This window comes from Promicromonospora sp. NPDC060204 (assembly GCF_042728455.1).
GTDB lineage: Bacteria > Actinomycetota > Actinomycetes > Actinomycetales > Cellulomonadaceae > Promicromonospora.
The window spans coordinates 1-22,079 of the sequence record NZ_JBHWZO010000088.1; the positions used below are offsets into that span (position 1 = coordinate 1).

Annotated in this window: 20 protein-coding genes and 1 pseudogene; 12 read left to right on the forward strand and 9 right to left on the reverse strand. The window is 72.6% G+C overall.

What is annotated here, in order from left to right:
* Positions 1 to 42 precede the first annotated feature (42 nt).
* The 4 genes from ACFWEJ_RS13325 to ACFWEJ_RS13340 all read right to left on the reverse strand — a co-directional run bounded on the left by ACFWEJ_RS13325 (position 43) and on the right by ACFWEJ_RS13340 (position 4,442).
* A complete protein-coding gene (locus tag ACFWEJ_RS13325; protein ID WP_377229678.1) occupies positions 43 to 621 on the reverse strand; it encodes a hypothetical protein in 579 nt (192 codons plus the stop codon).
* Positions 611 to 1,252, reverse strand: coding sequence for a 1-acyl-sn-glycerol-3-phosphate acyltransferase (locus tag ACFWEJ_RS13330; RefSeq protein WP_020013603.1), 642 nt, complete (start codon positions 1,250 to 1,252; stop codon positions 611 to 613). The genes ACFWEJ_RS13325 and ACFWEJ_RS13330 overlap by 11 nt, the downstream gene beginning before the upstream one ends.
* Before the next feature lie 152 nt (positions 1,253 to 1,404).
* Positions 1,405 to 3,279 carry a glycoside hydrolase family 2 protein gene (locus ACFWEJ_RS13335; RefSeq protein WP_377229679.1) on the reverse strand — a complete coding sequence of 625 codons (1,875 nt, stop codon included), beginning with the start codon at positions 3,277 to 3,279 and terminating at the stop codon, positions 1,405 to 1,407.
* A 164-nt stretch (positions 3,280 to 3,443) separates the two neighbouring features.
* Positions 3,444 to 4,442, reverse strand: coding sequence for a LacI family DNA-binding transcriptional regulator (locus ACFWEJ_RS13340; RefSeq protein WP_377229680.1), 999 nt, complete (start codon positions 4,440 to 4,442; stop codon positions 3,444 to 3,446).
* A gap of 185 nt (positions 4,443 to 4,627) precedes the next feature.
* Here ACFWEJ_RS13340 and ACFWEJ_RS13345 point away from each other — a divergent pair, with 185 nt between their 5' ends.
* Genes ACFWEJ_RS13345 through ACFWEJ_RS13360 form a run of 4 tightly spaced genes read left to right on the forward strand, consistent with a single transcriptional unit; the run spans position 4,628 to position 9,039 of the window.
* Positions 4,628 to 5,986, forward strand: coding sequence for an extracellular solute-binding protein (locus ACFWEJ_RS13345; protein ID WP_377229681.1), 1,359 nt, complete (start codon positions 4,628 to 4,630; stop codon positions 5,984 to 5,986).
* Positions 5,987 to 6,000: 14 nt separating this feature from the next.
* Positions 6,001 to 6,975, forward strand: a complete 975-nt coding sequence (locus ACFWEJ_RS13350) for a carbohydrate ABC transporter permease (RefSeq protein WP_377229682.1) — start codon at positions 6,001 to 6,003, stop codon at positions 6,973 to 6,975.
* A 1-nt stretch (position 6,976) separates the two neighbouring features.
* Complete coding sequence (locus ACFWEJ_RS13355; protein WP_377229683.1) at positions 6,977 to 7,888, forward strand: carbohydrate ABC transporter permease; 912 nt, start codon at positions 6,977 to 6,979, stop codon at positions 7,886 to 7,888.
* 17 nt (positions 7,889 to 7,905) lie between these two features.
* Positions 7,906 to 9,039, forward strand: a complete 1,134-nt coding sequence (locus ACFWEJ_RS13360; RefSeq protein WP_377229684.1) for an App1 family protein — start codon at positions 7,906 to 7,908, stop codon at positions 9,037 to 9,039.
* A 13-nt stretch (positions 9,040 to 9,052) separates the two neighbouring features.
* Here ACFWEJ_RS13360 and ACFWEJ_RS13365 read toward each other — a convergent pair whose 3' ends face one another.
* On the reverse strand, positions 9,053 to 10,324 hold the full coding sequence (locus ACFWEJ_RS13365) for an NYN domain-containing protein (protein WP_377229685.1): 1,272 nt from the start codon (positions 10,322 to 10,324) through the stop codon (positions 9,053 to 9,055).
* Positions 10,325 to 10,473: 149 nt separating this feature from the next.
* Between ACFWEJ_RS13365 and ACFWEJ_RS13370 the strand changes: the two genes are divergently transcribed.
* Positions 10,474 to 11,094, forward strand: coding sequence for a TetR family transcriptional regulator (locus ACFWEJ_RS13370; protein WP_377229686.1), 621 nt, complete (start codon positions 10,474 to 10,476; stop codon positions 11,092 to 11,094).
* A 58-nt stretch (positions 11,095 to 11,152) separates the two neighbouring features.
* Positions 11,153 to 12,025, forward strand: coding sequence for an LLM class F420-dependent oxidoreductase (locus tag ACFWEJ_RS13375; RefSeq protein ID WP_377229687.1), 873 nt, complete (start codon positions 11,153 to 11,155; stop codon positions 12,023 to 12,025).
* A 3-nt stretch (positions 12,026 to 12,028) separates the two neighbouring features.
* On the opposite strand, the gene ACFWEJ_RS13380 is transcribed toward ACFWEJ_RS13375, so the two are convergent.
* Together ACFWEJ_RS13380 and ACFWEJ_RS13385 are read right to left on the reverse strand one after the other, a co-directional pair.
* A complete protein-coding gene (locus ACFWEJ_RS13380) occupies positions 12,029 to 12,688 on the reverse strand; it encodes a DNA-3-methyladenine glycosylase I (RefSeq protein WP_377229688.1) in 660 nt (219 codons plus the stop codon).
* A 120-nt stretch (positions 12,689 to 12,808) separates the two neighbouring features.
* Positions 12,809 to 13,693, reverse strand: a complete 885-nt coding sequence (locus tag ACFWEJ_RS13385) for a TetR/AcrR family transcriptional regulator (RefSeq protein WP_377229689.1) — start codon at positions 13,691 to 13,693, stop codon at positions 12,809 to 12,811.
* Positions 13,694 to 13,813: 120 nt separating this feature from the next.
* On the opposite strand from ACFWEJ_RS13385, the gene ACFWEJ_RS13390 reads away from it, so the two are divergent.
* From ACFWEJ_RS13390 to rlmC, 6 genes are all read left to right on the forward strand, one after another.
* Complete coding sequence (locus ACFWEJ_RS13390) at positions 13,814 to 14,791, forward strand: ATP-binding cassette domain-containing protein (RefSeq protein WP_377229690.1); 978 nt, start codon at positions 13,814 to 13,816, stop codon at positions 14,789 to 14,791.
* Entirely contained in the window at positions 14,788 to 15,561 is a 774-nt protein-coding gene (locus ACFWEJ_RS13395; RefSeq protein WP_377229691.1) for an ABC transporter permease, read from the forward strand. The genes ACFWEJ_RS13390 and ACFWEJ_RS13395 overlap by 4 nt, the downstream gene beginning before the upstream one ends.
* The gene (locus ACFWEJ_RS13400; protein ID WP_377229692.1) at positions 15,548 to 16,273 is read left to right on the forward strand and encodes a DUF2306 domain-containing protein; all 726 of its coding nucleotides are present in this window, start codon (positions 15,548 to 15,550) and stop codon (positions 16,271 to 16,273) included. The genes ACFWEJ_RS13395 and ACFWEJ_RS13400 overlap by 14 nt, the downstream gene beginning before the upstream one ends.
* 29 nt (positions 16,274 to 16,302) lie before the next feature.
* Complete coding sequence (locus ACFWEJ_RS13405; protein WP_377229693.1) at positions 16,303 to 16,911, forward strand: DinB family protein; 609 nt, start codon at positions 16,303 to 16,305, stop codon at positions 16,909 to 16,911.
* 33 nt (positions 16,912 to 16,944) lie between these two features.
* A complete protein-coding gene (locus ACFWEJ_RS13410) occupies positions 16,945 to 18,315 on the forward strand; it encodes a D-alanyl-D-alanine carboxypeptidase family protein (RefSeq protein WP_377229694.1) in 1,371 nt (456 codons plus the stop codon).
* Positions 18,316 to 18,383: 68 nt separating this feature from the next.
* Positions 18,384 to 19,556, forward strand: a complete 1,173-nt coding sequence (rlmC, locus tag ACFWEJ_RS13415; RefSeq protein ID WP_377229695.1) for a 23S rRNA (uracil(747)-C(5))-methyltransferase RlmC — start codon at positions 18,384 to 18,386, stop codon at positions 19,554 to 19,556.
* Here rlmC and ACFWEJ_RS13420 read toward each other — a convergent pair.
* Both ACFWEJ_RS13420 and ACFWEJ_RS13425 read right to left on the reverse strand, forming a co-directional pair.
* On the reverse strand, positions 19,523 to 20,968 hold the full coding sequence (locus ACFWEJ_RS13420; protein WP_377229696.1) for a zf-HC2 domain-containing protein: 1,446 nt from the start codon (positions 20,966 to 20,968) through the stop codon (positions 19,523 to 19,525). The two genes, rlmC and ACFWEJ_RS13420, sit on opposite strands and share 34 nt — an antisense overlap.
* A gap of 199 nt (positions 20,969 to 21,167) precedes the next feature.
* Positions 21,168 to 22,079 (reverse strand): annotated as a pseudogene (locus ACFWEJ_RS13425) (hypothetical protein); the annotation flags it as partial.

Sequence of the window (22,079 nt, forward strand, 5' to 3'; positions counted from 1 at the left end):
GACGTACAGGACCCCGAGGGGCCTGTACGTCTGACACGGGCCTCACCGGGGTGTCGAGGCCAGTACGCGGAGCAGCTCGTCCGGTTCCGTGACGCCCACGAGCACCGACGTCGCCCGGACGCCGCGCAGCACCTGCACCCGCGCCTCGACCGGGCGAGACAGCTCGATCAGGACGGCGGGCGCCGCCGTCGTGCGCACCAGCGAGACCCGGCCGGCGTCGTCGTCGAACCCCACACCGAGCTCCAGGGGACGGACCGCGGTGGGCCGGTACGGAGTCGCGGAGACGACGTCGCAGGCCGCGACGTCGACCGCGCCGAGCCAGCCCAGCCGGAACCGGGCCACGCCGTCGGACACGCGGTGCCGCGACCACAGGGGTGAGACGAAGAGGACCACGAGGGCGCCCGTGAGCACCCCGGTGACGACGTCGACGGCCAGCGCCACGGGCGCGGGGAGCAGGGCGCCGGCGACGAGGTGCAGCACGAGCACCTCGACCGCGCCCAGCGCCACCACGCTGGCGACCAGCCCGAGCCAGGGGCCCCGCCCGCCCAGGCCGAACGACCGGCGGGGGCCGGTCGCCCGGCCCGGGCCCGACGACGTGCTCAGGCCGCGCTCACTCGGCACGCTCCTGGCCGCTCATCGCCTGGATGGACTGCATGACCTGCTCGGTCAGCTCGCGCCGCGCCTGCGCGGGCTTGGTGCCGGCCGCGATCTGGCGCGAGGGGTCGATCGGCGTGCCGAAGTGCAGCTCGACCCGGGCGAACCGCGGCATCTTGCCGATGGGCTTCACCTTGTCCGTGCCGAGCAGCGCGACCGGGACCACGGGGGCCTTGCCGGTCAGGGCGAGCCACGCGACGCCGGTGTGCCCCTTGTGCAGCTTGCCGTCCCGGGAGCGGGTGCCCTCGGGGTAGATGCCGAACGCACCGCCGCGCTGCAGCACCGCCAGGGCGTCCTCCAGGGAGCGCTGCCCGGCGCGCGGGTCGTCCCGCTGCACCGGGATGTCGCCCATCTTGGTGAAGAACCAGCGGGACAGGCGGCCCTTGATGCCCTTGCCGGTCCAGTACTCGGCCTTGGCCAGGAACGCGACGTGCCGCGGGGCCATGATCGGGATGAGCAGGGAGTCGATGAACGACAGGTGGTTGCTCGCGAGGATCACGGCGCCACGCTTCGGGATGTTCTGCAGCCCAGTCACGCGCGGGCGCAGGAGCACGAGCACGAGGATCGAGAGGATGAGCTTGAGGAACCGGTACGTCACCGGCCTATTGTGCACCCCTCAAGGGCCGCTGTGGTCTGGGTGTTATGTGGTGAAAAATACTAAAGAGACCTACAAGGTGCACAGTCCGGTAGACGAGTCAGACGTACAGGTCACCCGGGTGACCTGTACGTCTGACACGCGTGGCGGGACGGTCAGGCGTCGCCGTCAGCGCCCTTCTCGAAGGCGGCCGGGCGCACCTGCACGGCGCGCACACGGTCGACGTCGAGCTTGACGCTCCGGTCGAACCGGTAGATGCCGTTCTCCTCCTGGAACACGTCCGTGAGCTGCGTGTAGCAGTAGCCGAACATCAGCGGGTCGTCGAGCAGCGGGTCCGTGAGGCCGGCGAACCGGGTGTGGAACTCCTCCTCGTCCACGACGCGCTGGCCGTAGCCCCACGAGTCGGGCGAGCTGCCCGATGCGCTGGCCGCGGTCTCCGGGTTCCACCAGATGCCGCCGTACTCGCTGACGAAGTAGGGCTGCCCGTTGTACGGCTGCGAGATCGGCGTGCCGTTGTCCCGCTCGTTGCCGTACGGCTTGCCCTCGGCGAGGCCGCCGACCAGCTCGGTGAACTTGGCCGGGTCCTGCTCGTACAGGTGCGAGTCCCAGACGTCCGTCTCGAGCACCCGGTGCGAGTAGCCGCTGGCGTCCAGCACCGGTCGCGACGGGTCCGCCACCTTCGTGGCGAGCCACATGGCGCGCGTCACGTCGTCGAGCTGCGTGATGCGGTCGTGCAGGTCCTGGTGCGTCTCGTTGAGCGGGCACCAGCCGATGATCGACGGGTGGTTGTGGTCCCGCTGCAGCGCCTCCAGCCACTCGGCGACGAACGACGTCGTCTGCCGCTGGCCGTCCTGCGGGGTGCCGTAACCGCTGACGCCCCAGTCGCCGAACTCGCCCCACACCAGGTAGCCCAGGCGGTCCGCGTGGAACAGGTAGCGCTCCTCGAAGACCTTCTGGTGCAGGCGTGCGCCGTTGAACCCGGCCTCCAGGCCCAGCTCGATGTCGCGCACCAGCGCGGCGTCGGACGGCGCCGTCATGAGCGACTCCGGCCAGTAGCCCTGGTCCAGGACCAGCCGCTGGAAGACGTGCTCGCCGTTGATCTTGATCGCCTGGCCGTCGATCGAGACGGACCGCAGGCCCGCGTACGAGCGCACCGTGTCCACGACGGCGCCGGAGGCGTCGCGCAGCTCGATGTCCACCCCGTACAGGTGCGGGTCCTCCGTGCCCCAGGTGCGCACGCGGTCCGCCGGGACGACTACGCGCAGCGCGGGGGCCAGGTCGAGGTCGGCGCGAGCGGTGGCGCTCGCGACCTCGCCGTCGGCGTCGGTCACCGTGACCGAGACCGTGTGGCCCCGGCGGTTCGCGGACAGCGGCACGACGACGTCGAACGCGGAGCTCGACAGGTCGGGCGTGATCCGCGGGCGGCGCACGTGCGTGGCCGGCACGGGCTCCAGCCACACCGTCTGCCAGATCCCCGTGGTGCGCGTGTAGTTGCACTCGAAGTTGGCGTACCGGTTGGACTGCTTGCCGCGGGCCTGCGGCCCGTGGCGGGTGTCCCGGGCCCGGACGACGACGGTGACCGTGTCGCCGGGGGCGGCGATGCCGTGCAGGTCGGCCACGAACGGGGTGAACCCGCCGCGGTGCCGCACGACCTCGGTGCCGTCGACCCACACGGTCGCGTCGTGGTCCACGGCCCCGAAGTGCAGCAGCACGTGGGGGTCCTCGCCGACGGCGGACCAGTCCGCGGGCACGGTGATCTCGCGGCGGTACCAGACCGCCTCGAGGAAGTCGGTGTTCTCGATCCCGGAGAGCTCGGACTCCGGGGCGAAGGGCACGGTGATCTCGTCCTGGAGCGGCCGCTCGACAAGACCCCGTTCGAGCCCGGAGTCACCCGGGTCGATCTCGAACTGCCAGGATCCGTTGAGGTTGAGCCAGTGGTCCCGGACCATCTGGGGCCGCGGGTACTCGGGGCGCGGGACGGCGGTCGCCGTCGGCGCCCCCTCGGGCGAGAAGCGGTCGAGGAAAGTCATCAGCTGCTCCATTGCGTCTACGACAGGTGCGCGGCGATTCAACACGTCTTCCGACAGAAATGCAACGTTGTATCAACCGCCTCACCCGTGGACGGCGGCCGGGCGGGTCCGTCGGCGGGCGGCCGGCCGGCCCGCGGAGCGCCCGCGCCGGCGCCGTCACCTGGTCAGACGCGGCTGCTCTCGCGGACCAGCAGGCGGTACGGCACGACCTCGTCGACCGGGTCGACACCGGGCTTCTCGAGCTGGGCGATGATGCGGTCCACCGCGGTCTCCGCGATGGCGCGCAGGTCCGGCGCCACCGTCGTCAGCGTCGGGTTCGAGAACCGGCCGTCCTCGGTGTTGTCCCAGCCGGTCACGGCCACGTCGTCGGGCACCCGCACGCCGTTGAGGCGCAGGGCGTGCAGCGCGCCGAGGGCGAGCTCGTCGTTGGCGCACACGATCCCGTCGATCTGGTCGATCCGCGCCAGGACCGACTCGATCGTGGCGGCGCCGGACGGCCGGGAGAACTGCGGGCACTGGAGCACCCAGCGCTCGTCGACCTCCAGGCCGGCCGCCGCGTGGGCGTCGAAGTAGCCCTGCACGCGCTGCGCCCCGGTCCGGCCCGCGCCGCGCGGCTCGGCGCCGAGGAACGCCAGCCGGCGCCGCCCCGTGTCGAGCAGGTGCTGCGTGACCTGCGCCGCGGCGTCGACGTTGTCGATGCTCACGTGGTCCGTCCGCCGCTCGCGCGTGGGGTCCGGGTCGGCCCGTTCGCCCAGCAGCACCAGGGGCACGGGGCCGCGGACCTCGTCGATCTCGGCGGGGGTCAGCTCCAGCGGCGAGAAGATGATGCCGTCGATCGCCTGCACGTCGAAGCCGCGCGCCACCTCCAGCTCGGTGTCGCGCGAGGACCTCGTCTCCTCGATGAGCACGCGGTAGCCGCGGGCGCTCCCGACGTCGATCACCTCGTGCGCCAGCACCGAGAAGTACGGCGCGTGCACCCAGGGCACCGCGAGGGCGAGCGTGTTGGTGCGGCCCCGCCGGAGCTGCCGGCCGGCCAGGTTGGGCCGGTAGCCCAGCTCGGCGATCACCGCCTCCACCCGGGCCCGCGTGACGTCCCCCACCCGGCCCGTGTCGTTGACGACGTTGGAGACGGTCTTCCACGAGACGCCCGCTGCCGCGGCCACCTCCTTGATCCCTACCCGTCGACCCGCTTGCTCGGCCAAGCCTTCACTTCCTTCCACCATGTGCCCTCTTGACTGGACGCCCGTCCTAGTCCATCGTGATCCAACGTTGGAGCGCAACGTTGCACCATTGGAGGTCGATGATGACCGTAGTACGAGGACGTGGCATCCCGGGCCAAGGAAGCCCCGTGGCTGCGTCGAGAACCCGCAGTCTCGTGGGTAGTTCCGGAGGGCTGAGCAGACGAGATCTGCTCCGCGCGGCCCTCGTCGGGGCCGGCGGGGTCGCGCTCGGTGGCGCGCTCGCGGGCTGCGCCACCCCCAGCGCCTCCGGCGCGGGCAAGACCTCGGTGATGGTCTGGGACCTCTTCTCCGGCGGTGACGGCGCCCTCATGCAGAAGATGGCGGGTGTGGTCGCCGCGGCCAACCCGGACATCGGCGTCGAGACCACGACCCTCGCCTGGGGGCCGCCGTACTACACGAAGCTGGCGATGGCCTCGTCCGGCGGGCGACCGCCGGAGGCCGCCGTCATGCACATGTCGCGGCTGGCCGGGTACGCGCCGGGCGGGCTCCTGGAGCCGTTCGACCTCGACGCGCTCGCCGAGCTGGGGATCACCGAGGCCGACTTCGCCCCGGCGGTGTGGCAGAAGGCCCAGTTCGAGGGCCAGCTCTACGCCCTGCCGCTGGACACGCACCCGTACATCGCGTTCCACAACCCCGACATCGTCCAGCAGGCCGGGCTCGCGGGCGCCGACGGGAAGCTGGACCTGGCGGCCGTCGCCGGCGCCGACCGCTTCCTGGAGGCCGGGCGTGCGATGGCCGAGGTCACGGGCGAGACGGGCGTCAGCTGGGGCTACCAGCGCGACCCCGCGGGCTGCTGGCGCATGTTCTGGGGCCTGTACTCCCAGAACGGTGGCGGCTACGAGCTCACGCCGGGCCGCCCCGCCGCGCTCGACGAGGAGGCCGCGGCCGAGGTCTTCGAGTTCCTCCAGGCGATGGTCGACGGCAAGGTCGCCGCGAAGAACCAGGACGGCAACGCCGCGTCCGGCCGCTTCATGTCGAACCGCACCGGGCTGATGTTCGCCGGCGAGTGGGACCTGCCGATGTTCCAGGGCGCCAACCCCGACGTCGGGGCCACGCAGTTCCCGGCGATCTTCGACACCCCGGCCAACTACGCCGACTCGCACGCGTTCGTCCTGCCCAAGCAGGGCACGCCGAACCCGGCCAAGCGCGAGGCGACCTACCGCGTGCTCGCGGGCCTCCTCAAGGAGGGCCTGACCTGGGCCTCGGCCGGACACATCCCGGCCTACCAGCCCATCGTGCAGGAGCCCGCGTACCAGGAGCTCACCCCGCAGCGCGACTACGCGCCCGCGGCCGAGGTCGCCGTCTTCGACCCCGACGCCTGGTTCACCGGCGGCGGCAGCGACTTCCAGACGCGCATGGCCGACGCCATGACGGACACCCTGGCCGGCAAGGCCCCGGCGCGCACCGCCGTGACCCGCATGCTGAGCGAGATGGACCGGTTCCTCTCCCAGCCCAACCCCGCCTGATCGAGAGGACGACGATGACTGTCTCGAACGCCGGCGTCACGGCGCCCCCCGGGCGGGCCCTGCCCGACTCGCGGAAATCCACCGGGCGGTCCGGGTCCGGTACCCGCACCGCCTCGACGGGCAAGTCCCTGCGCGCGCGGGACAAGTCCGGCTACCTGTTCGTCGCACCGTTCGCGGTGGCGACCGGCCTGTTCCTGCTGCTGCCGACGCTGTACGGCCTGTGGATGAGCTTCACGAACCAGAGCCTCACGGGCACCGGTTCCGAGTTCATCGGCTTCGCCAACTACGCCGAGGCCTTCAGCGACCCCCAGGTCTGGCAGACGCTGTGGCACACCGTCTGGTTCACGGTGCTCAGCACCGTCCCGCTGGTGGTCGTCGCCCTGGTGATGGCGCTGCTCGTGCACACCGGCCTGCCCGGCCAGTGGGTGTGGCGCATGTCGTTCTTCGCGCCGTACCTGCTGACCAGCGCTGTCGTGTCCGCGCTGAGCAGCTGGCTGTTCCAGCCCGACATCGGCCTGCTCGACACGTGGTTCGCCGCGCTCGGGCTCCAGCCCGTGGGCTGGCTCACCGACGAGAACGTGGCGATGTTCTCCATCGCCGCCGTCACCGTCTGGTGGACCGTCGGGTTCAACTTCCTGCTCTACCTGGCTGCCCTGCAGGGGATCCCCCAGCAGCAGTACGAGGCCGCGACCATCGACGGCGCGGGCGGCTGGCGCCGGCTCTTCTCCATCACCCTGCCGCAGCTGCGCAACATCACCGGCGTCATCGTGGTGCTGCAGCTCCTCGCGTCGCTCAAGGTGTTCGACCAGATCTACCTGCTCACCGCGGGCGGCCCGAACGGCAGCACGCGACCGATCCTGGAGTACGTCTACGACACCGGTTTCACGAACTACCGGCTCGGGTACGCCTCCGCGATCTCGTACGTGTTCTTCGCTCTGATTCTCGTGTTCGCGCTGGTGCGGCTCCTGCCGTCCAGGAAGGAGGCCTGACGTGTCCGTCGCCGAACTGGTCGCCGACCGCCGGACCAAGGCGCAGCTGGAGCGCGCCGAGAACCGGGCCCTCACCAAGCTGACGATCGGGCCCTCGCCGTGGGTGCGCGTCGGTGCCCTCGCCGCCCTCGTCGTCCTCGCCGCCCTCTGGCTGCTCCCCGTGGCCTGGGGCGCCGTCACCAGCTTCAAGCACGAGGCCGAGGCCGCGCTGCCGGCGTCGTGGTGGCCCACCATGGGCTGGACGCTCGACGCCTACCAGCAGGTGCTCAGCAACAGCGACCTGCTCATCTGGATGTGGAACAGCCTCGTCGTCGCCGGGCTGGTCACGATCCTGACCGTGCTGATCTCCGCGATGGCCGCCTTCGCGTTCTCGCAGACGGTGTTCAAGGGCCGGAGCCTGCTCCAGTGGCTCACCATCGCGTCGATCATGATGCCCGGGCAGATCCTCATCGTGCCGCTCTTCCGGCAGATGCAGGTCATGGGCCTCGTGGACACGTTCGCGGGCATCGTGCTGCCGCAGGTCGTGGCGCCCGTGATGGTGTTCATCCTCAAGCGCTTCTTCGACGCCATCCCCAGCGAGCTGCTCGACGCCGCCCGCATCGACGGGGCGGGCACCTGGCGGCTGTTCTGGACCATCGTGCTGCCGCTCTCGCGGTCGATCCTGGTGGCCGTGGCGATCTTCGTGTTCATCGGGGCGTGGAACAACTTCCTGTGGCCGTTCATCGTCACCACCGACCCTCAGTTCATGACGCTGCCGGTCGGCCTGTCCACCGTGAAGAACGCCTACGGCGTGCAGTTCGCGCAGAACATGGCGTCCGCGATGATCGCGGCACTGCCCCTGCTCGTGGTGTTCATGCTGTTCCAGCGCCGCATCGTCCAGGGTGTCGCGACCACGGGCATGGGCGGTCAGTAGTAGGCAACAATCGGGTGATGGCCACTCCTACCCCGCACCCTTCGCAGCGCCCGCACCTCGCCGCGGTCGTGGAGGACCACCTCTACGCCGCGGCGGGGTGGGTGCTGGTCCGTGCGGGCTGGCGCCCCCGGCTGGAGGCCTACGCCGGGTACGGCACGCCGGACAAGGTCCGGGTGCTCGCCCGTGTGGTGCTCTCCCCGCAGCGGCCCGGCACCCCGAACCGCGACGCCCTGCGGGCCGGACGGCGCGGGTTCCGGCACTTCCTCACCGTGCCGGCGCCCCACCGCAGGGTGCGGCTCCAGGTAGGCGGCGGCACGTCCGAGGTGACGAGCGACCGGGCCGGCTACGTCGACGTCGAGCACCCGGTGGACGTCCCGCTGTCCGACGGCTGGCACACCGCCCTGCTGACCTGCCTCGACGGGCCGGAACCGGCCGAGGCCGAGGCCCCGCTCCGGGTGCTCGACGGGCGCCCGCGGACCGGCGTGGTCAGCGACATCGACGACACGACCATGGTGACCGCCGTGCCCCGGCCGCTGCTCGCGGCGTGGAACACGTTCGTGCGGCACTCCAGCGCCCGGCGCGCCGTGCCGGGCATGCCCGAGCTGTACCGCACGCTCCAGCGGACACACCCGGACGCGCCCTTCTTCTACCTCTCGACCGGCGCGTGGAACACCGCCGGCACCCTGCGTGCGTTCCTCTCGCGGCACGCCTACCCGCCGGGCCCGCTGCTGCTGACCGACTGGGGGCCGACCCTCACCGGGTGGTTCCGCAGCGGCCAGGCGCACAAGCGGGCGAGCCTCGACCTGCTCATGTCGTGGTTCCCGCACGTGCGCTGGGTGCTCATCGGTGACGACGGCCAGCACGACGTCGAGATCTACGAGGACGTCGCGCGTCGCCGCCCCGACCGGGTGCGGGTCGTCGCGATCCGGCAGCTCACCGGCGGCCAGCAGGTGCTCGCCGGGAACGCCCCGCACGTGGGGAACGGGTCGCACGCCGGGAGCGGGTCGCACGCCGGCCCGACGACGGCGCCCGGCTCCACGCCGGGGCCTTCCGCCGAGCGGGTGCCGACCGTCGCGGGCCGGGACGGGGACGAGCTCGCCCGCCGCCTCGCGACCGTGCCGGGCGTGCTCGACGACGGGGACGGGGCCTAGGCCCCGTGCAGGCTCAGGAGGTGGCGGTCACCAGGTAGTCGTCCGCGTCGTCGTCCCAGGCCAGCGACACCGTGCCCGCCGCCTCCGCCGCCTTCGCGAACTGGAGGAACCCGCGGAAGCCGAGCGCCTTCTCGGAGAAGTCCGGGCGGCGCTTGCGCACGGCGTTCTTCAGCCCCGACAGGGCGGCCGAGCCGCCCGACTCCTGCACCACGTCACGCAGCAACGCGAACGCCGCGTCGGTGTCGCCCTGCTCCGGCAGCGACACCTCGGGGTCGCCCGCGGACGGGCCCGGCGCCAGCACGACGAACCCGCGGTCCGCGAGGAACCGCAGGAACTCGCCGAACGTGCGGAAGCCGTAGTCCGACTCGCTGAAGGTGGCGTCCTTGCGCAGCAGCGTCCGCTTGAGGGCGGACGCCGTGACGGGGCCGCTGGTCGAGGACTGGAGGTCGCCGAGGGTCTGCGCCACGCGCACCTCCATGGGCACGTCGTCCGAAGCCGGGGCGTCGTCCTGCTCGGTGACGTCGACGTCCGGCTCGGCCTCGGGTGCGACGTCGACGGGGGCCGGCGCGGGCTCCGCCTTCTTGCGCCGGCGGGTCGCGGGCTTCGCCTCGGGCTCGGCCGTCGCCTCCGGCTCGGCCGCGGCCTCGGGCGACGTCGCGCCGGCGACGGCCTCCGCGACCGCCTCGGCGGCCTTGGCGCGGCGCGAGGCGGCGGGCGCCTTCTGCGCGGCGGCGCGCTCCGTCGTGCTCGTCTTGCGGGTGCGCGAGCCGCGCTTCGGGGCGGGGGCGCCCTGGTCCTCGTCGGGCACCTCGACGCCCTCGAGGCGGTCGTAGAAGAGGAACTCGTCGCACGCGGCCGGCAGCAGGCGCGACGTCGACTTCTCGACGCCCACGCCGATGACGCGCTTGTTCAGCTCGCGCAGCTTGTGGACCAGCGGCGAGAAGTCGCTGTCGCCCGTGCACATGACGAACGTGGAGATGTAGTCGCGCTCGAAGGCCATCTCGATGGCGTCGACCACCATCTTGATGTCGGCGGCGTTCTTGCGGGAGGCCCCCATGCGCTGCGTCATCTCGATGAGCTCGACCTGGTGGCGCGTGAGCATGCGCCGGTCCTCGTCGAAGTACGACCAGTCGGCGTACGCCCGGCGCGCGACCACCCGGCCACGCACGGCGAGCGCGTCGGCGATCGGGCCGAAGTCGAACTGCATCCCGCCCAGGTGCTCCCGGGCGCCGAGCGCCAGGTTCTCGTAGTCGATGAAGACTGCCAGGCGTTCCTCTTGGTCCATGCCCGCCACTCTAGGGGGTTACCGGCGCAGGGGGTGGCGGAGCCGCACCGGGCCGCCGCTCCGCAGGGCGAAATGAAGAGCGGGTGAAATATGTCGTGTCGGGGACGCCCGATCGGCCCGAAAGTTCACCCGTTGCCTAGGATCGGGCCATGGCCGAGGCGACCGCCGGGAACGACGACGACCCGATCTCCAACCGGAATCGGATCATCGGTGCTGCCACGCGTCTGACCTGTGCCGACGGCTGGTCCAAGGTGACGATGGGCCGCCTCGCGACCGAGGCCGGCGTGAGCCGCCAGACGGTCTACAACGCCGTCGGTAGCCGCGACGACCTGGCCGAGGCGATGGTGCTCACCGAGTCCGCGCAGTTCATCTTCCGGATCGCCGAGGCCTTCGACCGGCATCCTGACGACCTGCTGCCCGCGATCCGCGACGCGGTGGAGAGCACGCTCACGTTCGCCGAGGGGAACGCGCTGCTGCGCGCGGTGGTCTCGGCGACCCACGGTGCCGACACCGAGCTGCTACCGCTGCTCACCACGCACTCGGAGGCGCTGCTCGGCACCGTGAAGGTGGTCGTCCAGGACCGCGTGGACCAGTACGAGATCGACCTGGGGCCGGAGCGGATCGCGGCGGTCATCGACATCGTGGTGCGGTCCGCGCTGAGCCACGTCATGCAGCCGACGGCGTCCCCGCGGGAGACGGCCGAGTCGATCACCTGGCTCGTGGCGTGCGTCCTGGGCCGCGCGGAGGAGCTGGCCCCCACCGGCGTCTGACGCTCCACGCTCCACGCCCCGCGCTTGACGCCCCGCGCCCGCGGAGGAGGATCGAGGCATGCGAATCGGCACCCACTTCATGCGTTTCGACTCGATGGAGCCCGCCCGGATGCGGACCGAGCTGGCGGACGCCGCCCGGTACGCCGACGACGGCGGCGTCTCGTGGATCTCCGTGATGGACCACTACTTCCAGATGGAGCACCAGGGCTTCCCGGCGTCGGACCCGATGCTGGAGGCGTACACGACGCTGGGCTACCTGGCCGGCGTCACCGAGCGGGCGCAGCTCGGCGCCCTGGTCACCGGCGTGACGTACCGGTACCCGGGGCTGCTGGCCAAGATCGTGGCGTCGCTCGACGTGGTCTCGGGCGGGCGCGCGACCTACGGCATCGGCGCCGCCTGGTACGACAAGGAGCACGCGGCGCTCGGCGTGCCGTTCCCGCCGGTCAAGGAGCGGTTCGAGATGCTCGAGGAGACCGTCCGGATCGCCCGGCAGATGTACGACCCGCAGGAGAACGGCCCGTTCGAGGGCAAGCACTTCCAGCTCGCCGAGACGCTGTGCTCGCCGCCGCCGCTGTCGGGTCCGGAGATCATGATCGGCGGTTCCGGCGAGCGGAAGACCCTCCGGCTCGTGGCGCAGTACGCGGACGCGTGCAACCTGTTCGCCGAGACGCCGGAGCGGCTGCGCCACCTGCTCGACGTGCTGCACCGGCACTGCGACGACGTCGGGCGTGACCCCGCGACCATCCGCGTCACGATGCTGCACCGCGGGCGCCCGATCGGCCCGGACGACACCGCCGCCTTCGTCGAGGAGATGCGGGGCTTCGCCGTGCACGGCGTGGACACCGTGATCCTGCGGCCGCCGGGCACGTCCCTCGCCGCGTGGGTGCGCGACGCCGTGCTTCCTGTCGTGGAGCCGTGCGCCGACCTGTGACCCTCAGCCGGCCGACCCGGCCGACCCGGCCGACCCGGCGTCCACGGCACGTGCCCGGCTGAGCACCACCGGGCACGTCGCCAGGTGGTCGTCCACCAGGCCGCACGCCTGCATGGCCGCGTACGCCGTGGTGGGGCCGATGAACCGGAAGCCCTCCTTCTTGAGCGCCTTGCTCAGGGCCTTGGACTCCGCCGTCCACGCCGGCACGTCGCCGAACGTGGCGTGCCGCACCTGGAGGGCCGGGTCCGGGGCGAACGACCAGATCAGCTCGTCGAGAGTGCGCCCGGAGTCGTGCAGCGCGACCACCGCGCGCGCGTTGTCGACGGTGGCCTCGATCTTCATGCGGTTCCGGATGATGCGGGCGTCGCCGAGCAGGCGCTCGACGTCGTCCGGCCCGAACGCCGCGACGCGTTCCGGGTCGAAGCCGTCGAAGACCTCGCGGAACGCCGGGCGCTTGCGCAGCACGGTGATCCAGGAGAGCCCGGACTGGAAGCCCTCCAGGGCGATGCGCTCCAGCAGGGCCGGCTCGCCGTGCACGGGTACGCCCCACTCGTCGTCGTGGTAGGCGGAGTAGAGCGGGTCGCCGTCGCCGAAGCAGCGCGCGGCCGGGGCGGCGTCGTCGTCCGCCGCCGTCCTGGTCTCTGTCACGTGGTCAGTGGTCACGGCACCACTCTGACTCACGTCACCGACACTCCGCGCCGGTCGGCCGCCTACCTGTGCACGACGTCCGAAATCCGCTGCCTGTGGTCGCGCCAGGACCGGTGCGGTTGCATGGCGGGGGTCTCAGGACGCGGCATCGCTGATCGCGCCCCGGCGTCGGAGGTACGCCTCGACGCCGTCGAGCACCGTCGCGATCCCGAAGGCGATGTCGTCGTCTGACGGAGCGGTCAGCGTCGTCCCGGGCCAGGCCGCGAAGGCCTCGAACAGATTCGGGTACGTCGCAGGGTCGGCGTATCGGGTGAGCACGGTCTCGAAGTCGGCGTAAGGGCTGGCCGCATCGAGCGCGTCGGGGTCGAGCTCGGACTCGGGGGTTCCGTCCGGCAGCCCCGCCTCACGGCGCACCTGGTCGGCCGCTGCACGGCGGGACTCGACGTGCACCCGGATCTCGCCCAGGACGTGCTGCGCGAGCAGGCCGACGACGGCGAGCTTCTCGTCCGCCGGCAGGTCGACGGGGCGCAGAACCCCGAACGCCTGGTCGATCCAGCGCACCCGGTTCGGCCCCGGAGGTGCGGCGGTCAGCGGCAGGTCCATCATCCACGGCCGTCTCACACCCAGGGCGATCTGGGCCCGGGTCCAGGCCTCGAGCCCGGCGCGCCAGCCGCCGTCGACGGGGAGCTCCGGCAGGTCGGCTGCCACGGCGTCCGCCATCATGGCCAGCAGCTCCTCCTTGCTGGACACGTGCCGGTACAGGGCCATCGGCGTGTACCCGACGGCGTCCGCGACGCGGGCCATCGACACGGCGGCGAGTCCTTCGGTGTCCGCCAGGTCCATCGCTGCCTGCACGATCTGCGCGACCGACAGCGCGGGCTTGGGCCCGCGCCGCCGCGGCGCGGGGGCACCCCACAGGCGCTGCACGGCGGCGGGCAGCTCACCCGCCGGCCTGTCCTGTGGCTGGTCGGCCGGTCCGTGCGGGCGCCCGGCGGCTTCGGACGTGTCGTCGGTGTGCATCGGCTCCATCCTCCCCTGCCGCGTCGCGAGATCCGACCTGAAACTCTCTTGACCGCATACTGTTTACGCCCCACACTAAAACGCGTAGGCCATAAACAGTAACCGGATCGGAGAGGGACCATGACTGCGATCGTCACGGCCGAGGGACTGGGCAAGTCCTTCGCGAGAAGGGGCTCGACGAGCCCGCCCGTCCTGGACGGGCTCGACCTGGAGCTCCAGGAGGGTGCGGTGCTCGCGCTGCTGGGCCCCAACGGGGCAGGCAAGACCACCACCGTCCGCATCCTGTCCACGCTGCTGAAGCCGGACGCGGGCCGCGCCACGGTCGGCGGGTTCGACGTGGTGCGGGACGCGCGGCGCGTGCGCGAGATCATCAGCCTCACGGGGCAGCAGGTCGCCGTCGACGACAAGCTGTCGGGCGCCGAGAACCTCACGATGATGGGCCGGCTCGCCCACCTGCCCCGCCGCGTCGCGCGGGACCGGGTGGACGAGCTGCTCACGGCGTTCGACCTGGCCGACGCCGCGAACCGGCACGTCGGCACCTGGTCGGGCGGCATGCGACGCCGGCTCGACCTCGCCGCGGGCCTGCTCACGCGGCCCCGCGTGATGTTCCTCGACGAGCCCACCACGGGGCTCGACCCCCGGTCGCGGCAGGCGCTGTGGGACGTGGTCCGGAGCGTGGTCGCCGACGGCACCAGCGTGCTGCTGACCACCCAGTACCTGGAGGAGGCCGACCGCCTCGCCCAGCGGGTCGCGCTCGTGGACGGCGGCCGGATCGTCGCCGACGGCACGCCGGCCCAGCTCAAGCGCGAGGTGGGCGAGGCGGGCGTCGAGCTCACCTTCGCCGCCGCGTCCGACGTCGAGCGGGTCGCTCCCGCGCTCGCGGGCGCCACGGTCGACGGCGCCCGGGTGCGCGTACCCACCGACGGCTCGGTCGCGCACGTGCGCTCCGTGCTGTCCGTGGTCGACGACGCCGGCGTGGCGCCCGAGCACTGGGAGGTGCGCGCGCCGAGCCTCGACGACGTCTTCCTCACCCTGACCGGGCACGCCGGTCACGCCGACCACGAGCAGCCGGCCCGGACGACGGGGGTGGCGGCATGAGCCACGTGCTGAGCGACGTCTCGACCATGACCACCCGCGGCCTGCGCCTCGTCTCGCGGGACGCGGACGCCATGATCACCGCGGTGGTGCTGCCTGTGATCATCCTGCTGATGTTCGTCCTCGTGTTCGGCGGGGCCCTCGACACCGGCACGGACTACATCAACTACGTGACCCCCGGCGTGATTCTGCTGGCCGCCGGCTTCGGCGCGGCGAACACGGCACTAGCGGTCGAGCGCGACATGTCCGGCGGCATGGTCGACCGGCTCCGGTCGATGCCCGTGAGCTCCTGGACCGTGCTGTCCGGGCACGTGGTGGCGAGCCTGGTGAAGAACCTGGCCACCACCGCGGTCGTCTTCGGCGTCGCCATCCTGCTCGGGTTCCGGCCCGAGGCCACTGCCCTGGAGTGGCTCGCCGCGGTGGGGATGATCCTGCTGTGGGTCGGCTGGATCACGTGGCTCGCCACGTTCGTGGGCGTGCTGGTCCGTTCGCCCGACGCCGCCGGCGGCTTCTCGTTCTTCGTGATGTTCCTGCCCTACGTGTCCAGCGCGTTCGTGCCTGTCGACACGCTGCCGGGCTGGCTGCGCGGGTTCGCGGAGCACCAGCCGGTGACGCCGGTGATCGAGACGGTGCGCGGGCTCCTCGTGGGCGACGCCCCCGGCGGTGGGGTCACCGACCCGGGCGACGTCGCCGCGCTGGCGATCACCTGGTGCGTGGGCCTCGGGCTCGTGTTCGCCGTGGCGGCGGGGGTGGCGTTCCGTGCCCGGCGCTGAGCAGACCCGGGCGGTCCGCTGGTGGCGCCGGCCCTGGATCGCACCCCTGGCCGTGGTCACCGCGGTGCTCCTGGCGACGGCCCTGCCGCGGTACGTGGGCCTGGACCCGGCGAAGTCGCTCGTCCCGACCGACCGCGGCCCGGCGTTCTACCCGGCCCTGGTGACGCACATCTTCGCGGGGTCGGTCATGCTGAGCGCCGCGGTGCTGCAGCTCTGGCCGTGGCTGCGGGCCCATCACCCGCGCGTGCACCGGTGGAGCGGTCGCATCTACGTGGTCACCGCGCTCGTGACCGGCGTCGCGGCCCTGGTCACCGCGCAGTTCCCGAGCGCGGGCGTGAGCCAGCAGGTGGCGAACACCATGATGGGCGTGCTGTTCCTGACCTTCACCCTGCTCGGCTACCGCGCCGTGCGGCAGCGCCGGTTCGGTGACCACCGGGAGTGGATGGTCCGCAGCACGGCGCTCGCGTTCTCGATCATCACCAACCGGTTCTGGGCGCCCGTGCTCATCGCCATCTACGTCCCCGGGGCGCTCGGCGACCCGGACATCGGGTTCGGCGCCCCGGAGATCGCGGGTGCCGCCGCCGCGTCCGCGTGGGTGTCGTGGATCGTCAACCTCCTGTTCGCGGAGTGGTGGCTGCGCCGCAGGCCGAAGGGACGCGTGCGCCCGCGCCGGGTCCGTGTGCCGGCCGCCCAGGTGCAAAACGCTCGGTGAATGTCGGTGACGGGGGACACACTGTCCCCATGTCACAGACCGCGCACGACGTCGAGCTCGAACAGAAGCAGATCCTGAAGAAGTACCTCCAGGAGACCCGTGAGGCCCTCGTGTGGAAGCTCGAGGGCCTCACGGAGAAGCAGGCGCGCTGGCCCCTGGTGCCCTCCGGCAACAACCTGCTGGGTATCGTCAAGCACTGCGCCAACACCGAGATCGGCTACCTCGGGCCGGTGTTCGGGCGGGCGTGGCCCAACCCGGGCGAGCTCGTCCCCGACGAGATCTTCGAGACGGACCCGCAGGCCGACTGGTACGCGACCGAGGACGAGTCCGTCGCCTCCGTCGTGGACCTCTACCGGCGGGGCTGGGCGTTCTGCGACGAGACCATCGACACCCTCCCGCTGGGCACCGTCGGGCGCGTGCCGTGGTGGAAGAACGGCGAGGTCACGCTGTTCCGGATCATCGTGCACGTCACCGACGAGACCGCCCGGCACGCCGGTCACGCGGACATCCTGCGCGAGCTCACCGACCGGTCCGTCGGGCTCTACGCGGGCAACACCAACATCCCCGACTGGCAGGGCGACCAGATGGCCGCGTACGTCGACAAGCTGAAGAATCTCGCCGAGCGGGCAGGCAACTAGCGCCCGCGTCCGAGATTCGCCAAACTGCGGGCCATGCCCCTCAACGTGGAGCCGTCCACATCCTCCGGGCCCTCGCCCGAACCAGCCCTCGCGGACGCGCCGAAGCCCGCACGGTCCGCGCCGACATCCGACATGTCGTCGGGTAGATCGGACATCGTCCCGCCGCGCGGCGCGGGTGGGCGGCCCGACGGCGGCTCCATGCGACCGCTGTTCGTCTTTCTCATCGCCGCCGCGGCCGCGCTGATCGGCAGCATCGCGTTCGCGCTCGTCCATGTCGGCACCGAGCGCGACCTGGAGCAGCTCAGCAGCGCACGCGCCGACGTCGTGCAGGCGGTCGACGAAGGACGCGCGGCCCAGGAGGGGCTGGCCGAGCAGATCGCGAAGGCGGAGAAGGCGCTCGCGGCCTCCGAGGGCCGGGTGGCCGACGACGCCGTGCGCACCGCCCTTGCCGCGCACGTCACCCAGGCCAAGGAGCTCAGCGCGCAGGAGGCGCCGTCGATCCCCGAGGCCGGCGCCCCGGGCCTCGACGCGCCCGAGGACATCGACGCCCTGGAGGCTGCGGCCACCGAGTGGTCGATGTCCATGAGCACCACCTCGACCACGCTCGTCGCGGCCATCAAGGACGTTCAGGCCTCCTACCGGCAGTGGCAGCAGGACCGCGAGGACGCCCAGGCGCAGGCCCAGTCGGACGCCGACCAGGCCGAGAGCGCCGCCCAGCAGCTCGAGGAGGCCAAGGCGTCGCTCGCCACGGTCACCGACCAGCTCAAGATCTCCGTGCGGGACTCCGGGTACACGCTCGACTGGACGGCCGAGGTGGGCGCGCCCGACGGCGTCCGCTCGGCCCTGGCCACCCGCCGCGCCGAGGGCGAGGCGGCGCTCGCGGTCGGCGTGAACACGAGCAAGCTGAACTCGGTGAAGGCGCTCGGCCAGCAGCGCGAGACGGCGCGGGTCGCGCTCGAGGACGCCGCGTGGGCCGCCCGCGCGGCGGTCGCCGACGACTCCAACGGCCGGCTCGCGCAGGCCGACCTGTGCCTGGTCGGCGTCGGCCCCGAGGGTCAGGACCAGTACCTCCGGTGCGACGCGGCCGAGGCCTGGGGCAAGCTCGGCGCGGCGTTCGAGGAGGAGCTCGGCAAGCCGCTGCGCATCGAGTACGGCTACCGGCCCTACGACTGGCAGCTCCAGGCCCTCGACGAGTTCGGCAGCGGACAGGTCGCGGCGCCCGGCACCTCCAACCACGGCTGGGCGCTCGCTGTGGACGTACCTGTGGACGACGGCTTCCGCTTCGGCCAGCCCGAGTACGAGTGGCTCGCCGCCAACGGGCCGAAGTTCGGCTGGGTGCACCCGGAGTGGGCCCGCCAGGGCGCCGGGCGCGAGGAGCCCTGGCACTTCGAGTACGAGGGCTGACCGCCTCTCCGGTGCCGCCGCGCGCCGCCGCCGACCGCGGCGGTGCGCGGGCACTGGATAATGGGGGAGTGCAGTGCCCTCACTACGACGCCGGACGCTGCCGCTCGTGCACCCTCCTGGAGATCGACTACCCCACCCAGGTGCTCGACAAGGAGCGGCACGTCGCCGAGCTCCTCGACCCGGTCTCCGACGGGACCACCTGGCTCCCCGCGGTCCGCAGCGTCGAGTCCGCGTTCCGGAACAAGGCGAAGATGGTCGTCAGCGGCACGGTCGCCGAGCCGGTGCTGGGCATCCTCGACCGGGCCGGGCACGGCGTCGACCTGACCGACTGCGGCCTCTACCCCGATGCGCTCCAGGCGTCCTTCGGCCCCCTCGCGGCGTTCGTCACGCGCGCGAACCTGGAGCCCTACCAGGTCTCCGGCACGGGGAAGCGCGCCCAGCAGCGCGGGGAGCTCAAGTACCTGCTGGTCACCCTGTCGCCCGACGGCGAGCTCATGGTCCGGTTCGTGCTGCGCTCCCAGGAGGCGATAGCCCGGATCCGCAAGCACCTGGCGTGGCTGCAGGCCGAGCTCCCGGCCCTGGCGGTGGCCTCGGCGAACATTCAGCCCGCGCACGCCGCGGTGCTGGAGGGCGACCTCGAGATCCCGCTCACCGAGCGCGGCACCCTGCCGATGCGCATCGACGACATCACGCTGGACCTGCGTCCGCAGAGCTTCTTCCAGACCAACACGGCGGTCGCCACCGAGCTGTACCGGCAGGCGCGGTCCTGGGTCGACGAGGTAGACCCCGACAGCCTCTGGGACCTCTACTGCGGGGTGGGTGGCTTCGCCCTGCACTGCGCCGCGCCCGGGCGCACGGTCACGGGCATCGAGATCAGCGCCGAGGCGGTCGTGGCGGCGTCGGGCACCGTGGAGCGGCTGCGCGACGGCGGCCAGGCGGACCGGTTCCGGGATGTCACCTTCGCCGCGGGCGACGCGACGGCGTTCGCCGTCGGGCCGCAGGGTCCCGACCTGCCCGAGATGGTGATCGTGAACCCGCCCCGGCGGGGCATCGGCGCGGACCTGGCGCACTGGCTGGAGACCTCGGGGATCGACCACGTGCTGTACTCGAGCTGCAACGCGACCACGCTCGCCAAGGACCTCGCCGCGATGCCGTCGCTCCGGCCCGCGCGGGCGCGGCTGCTCGACATGTTCCCGCAGACCTCGCACTACGAGGTGCTGGTGCTCCTCGAGCGCGCCTGACCGGGCGGTTCCGCCTTCTTGTCCTGCTGCTTCTTCTCCTGCTTCGCCTTGTCGGGAGGCGACTCCTTCTTCGCCTGCCCGGGCGGGGTGTCCTTCGTGGCCTGACCCGCGGACACGTCCTCCTTCTTCGCCTGACCTGGCGGAACCTTGTCCTTGGAGGCATGGCCGGGCGGGGTGTCGTCCTTCTTGGCCTGGCCGGGCGGGACCTTGTCCTTCTTCGCCTGACCCGGCGGAACGCCGTCCTTCTTGGCGAGGCCCGGCGGAACCTTGTCCTTCTTGGCGAGGCCCGGCGGTACCCCGTCCTTCTTCGCCAGGCCGGGCGGGACGTCGTCCTCCACCCGCGCCGGACCCGACGGGGTGAGCCCCGTCGGGGTCACCTCGGTCAGGTCGGGGACGTTCGCCGGATCCGCGCTCGGGGAGTTCTCGGCGGCCTGCCGGACGGCGGGTCCCCTGTCGTCCGGCGCGAAGACCGACACCATGCCGGTCTCCGGGAACGACGCCGCGGCGTCGATGCTGCCCGCGACCCCGGTGGTGACGGCCGTGGTGACGAACAGGCCGCCGGCGACGGTCGCGGTCAGGCTCATCGGGTCGGTCAGCACGCTCCGGGCGGTCACGACGGCCCGGGTCCCCGCGGCGCTGAGCCAGCCCCCGGCGCCCGCCGCACCCGCGACGGCAGGACCGGCCGCGCCGCTCGCCGCGACGGCGGCACCGGCCGCCGTCGCGCCCGGACCCGCCGAGGCCCCCACGCCGAGCAGGAGGACCGGGGCCGCGGCGCGCAGCATCCAGTAGGACTCCCGGACGTCGACGAACGCCCGCGTGCAGCCGGCGCACCCGACCATGTGGTCCTCGACCTGCTGCCGCCGGCGGGGCAGCAGGCGGTTCCGGACGAAGTCGTGCAGGGCGGCGCGGGTGGCCCGGCACTCGAGGTCGGCGGCCGTGCCGGCGTGCGTCTCGGCGAAGGTGCTCGCGAGCCGGTTCTCGGCCCGGCGCAGGCGTCGCTTGGCGGCGTAGGGGAGCACGCCGATCTCTTCGGCGATCGCGGCCACGGGCCGGGACCCCACGTGGTGGTCCCAGAGCAGCTGCTGCTCGCCCGCGGGCAGCCGCTCCATCGCGAGGTTCAGCACCTCGAGGTCGAGGGCGTGCCGGGGCGGCGCGGCGGTGGCGCCGTCGGATCCCTCGGCGGCCGGCTCCTGCTCCCGGGCCATCCGCTGCGCCACCTCGATGGACGCGGCGCTCCAGAACGCGAGGGGGTCGGCGAGGTCGCGGGTGTTGAGGAGCTCCACGCAGAGCAGCTCCAGGCCGCAGCTCGTGGCCAGCTCCGGGTCGATGCCCGGCACCCGCCGGGACACCGTGAACACCACGGCGCGGCGGTGTGCCGCCCACAGGCCGAGGTCGGCGCTCGTGACGGTCACGCGGCCCCCCTCCTGCACGCGACGTGGCACCCCGGGGCACCTCGACGCGCGTGCCCCCGGGCGTGCATGTTCGCAAAGAATGCATGCGCATGGAAGGGTCGCCCGTGATGGCGGGACGATCTTGGGCCGGCGCCCAGATCACCTGTGCCTCCGCACAGCAAGCACGGGACACGGGCCTCGTGGGAGGCCCGCACGACCATCAGTCCCCGGTCGCCGACTCTGTGTCGTCGACCGCGTCGTTCGCCGCGCCCGAGAACGTGCCGAAGAGCAGCTGCCAGATCTCGTCCAGCGTGGTCGTCGCGAGGTCGATGCCGGGCAGGTCGGAGAGTCCGAGGCTGGCCAGCAGGTCGTCCAGGGCGGTGCCGAGACCCGGCGTCTCCTCCTCCGGTTCCTCCGGCACCTCCGGCGGTTCGGCCGGCGGCTCCTCCTCGGTCGGCGGCTCCTCGGGCTCCGTGGGCTCCTTGGGCGGGTCCGGCTCGTCGGAGCCGCCGTCCGGGCTCGACCCTGAGCCGGGGTCCGACCCGGGGTCCGACCCGGGGTCCGCGGGCGGGTTCGGGGCGTCGGCGGGGGTGCCGCCGGAGTCCGGCTCGGGCACCGACTCGGCCAGCACCGGCCCGTCGGCGGGCGCGGCGGCGCCGTCCTCCTTGGGCGTCGTCGCGGGGCGTGGCTGCGGGTCCGTCGGCGGGATCGACGGGGGCTTCTCGTCCGTCGACGGCTTCTCCGCGGTGTCGGACGAGTCCGTGCCGCCGCCGCCGTCCCCGCCTGCGCCGCCCCCGGCGCCGCCCGCTCCGCCGCCCTCGCCGGCAGCCCCGGCGTCGTCGGTGGCCTGGACGGGCGGGTCGGCGAGCTGGTTCGCGATCAGGGCAGCGGCGCTGCCGCCGATGGCGAGCGCGGCGAGCACGCTCGCCGCGACCGCGGCCTCCTTCTTGCCGAACCGGGGCTTGGCCGCACCGGCCGCACCCGCCGCGCCTGCGGCGGCGGTGCCGGTGAGCAGTCCGCCGGCGATGAGGTGTTGGCCGAGGTCGCGGAGCATCCAGGAGACCTCGCGGACGTCGATGAACGCGCGGGTGCATTCGCCGCAGCCGTCCATGTGGACTTCCAGGCGGCGTTG

Excerpts from the sequence above, each read along its gene's own strand:
- ACFWEJ_RS13335 (WP_377229679.1), bottom strand. The coding sequence starts at position 3,279 with ATGACTTTCCTCGACCGCTTCTCGCCCGAGGGGGCGCCGACGGCGACC.
- ACFWEJ_RS13350 (WP_377229682.1), top strand. The coding sequence starts at position 6,001 with ATGACTGTCTCGAACGCCGGCGTCACGGCGCCCCCCGGGCGGGCCCTG.
- ACFWEJ_RS13360 (WP_377229684.1), top strand. The coding sequence starts at position 7,906 with ATGGCCACTCCTACCCCGCACCCTTCGCAGCGCCCGCACCTCGCCGCG.
- ACFWEJ_RS13365 (WP_377229685.1), bottom strand. The coding sequence starts at position 10,324 with ATGGACCAAGAGGAACGCCTGGCAGTCTTCATCGACTACGAGAACCTG.
- ACFWEJ_RS13370 (WP_377229686.1), top strand. The coding sequence starts at position 10,474 with ATGGCCGAGGCGACCGCCGGGAACGACGACGACCCGATCTCCAACCGG.
- ACFWEJ_RS13375 (WP_377229687.1), top strand. The coding sequence starts at position 11,153 with ATGCGAATCGGCACCCACTTCATGCGTTTCGACTCGATGGAGCCCGCC.
- ACFWEJ_RS13385 (WP_377229689.1), bottom strand. The coding sequence starts at position 13,693 with ATGCACACCGACGACACGTCCGAAGCCGCCGGGCGCCCGCACGGACCG.
- ACFWEJ_RS13390 (WP_377229690.1), top strand. The coding sequence starts at position 13,814 with ATGACTGCGATCGTCACGGCCGAGGGACTGGGCAAGTCCTTCGCGAGA.
- ACFWEJ_RS13395 (WP_377229691.1), top strand. The coding sequence starts at position 14,788 with ATGAGCCACGTGCTGAGCGACGTCTCGACCATGACCACCCGCGGCCTG.
- ACFWEJ_RS13405 (WP_377229693.1), top strand. The coding sequence starts at position 16,303 with ATGTCACAGACCGCGCACGACGTCGAGCTCGAACAGAAGCAGATCCTG.
- ACFWEJ_RS13410 (WP_377229694.1), top strand. The coding sequence starts at position 16,945 with ATGCCCCTCAACGTGGAGCCGTCCACATCCTCCGGGCCCTCGCCCGAA.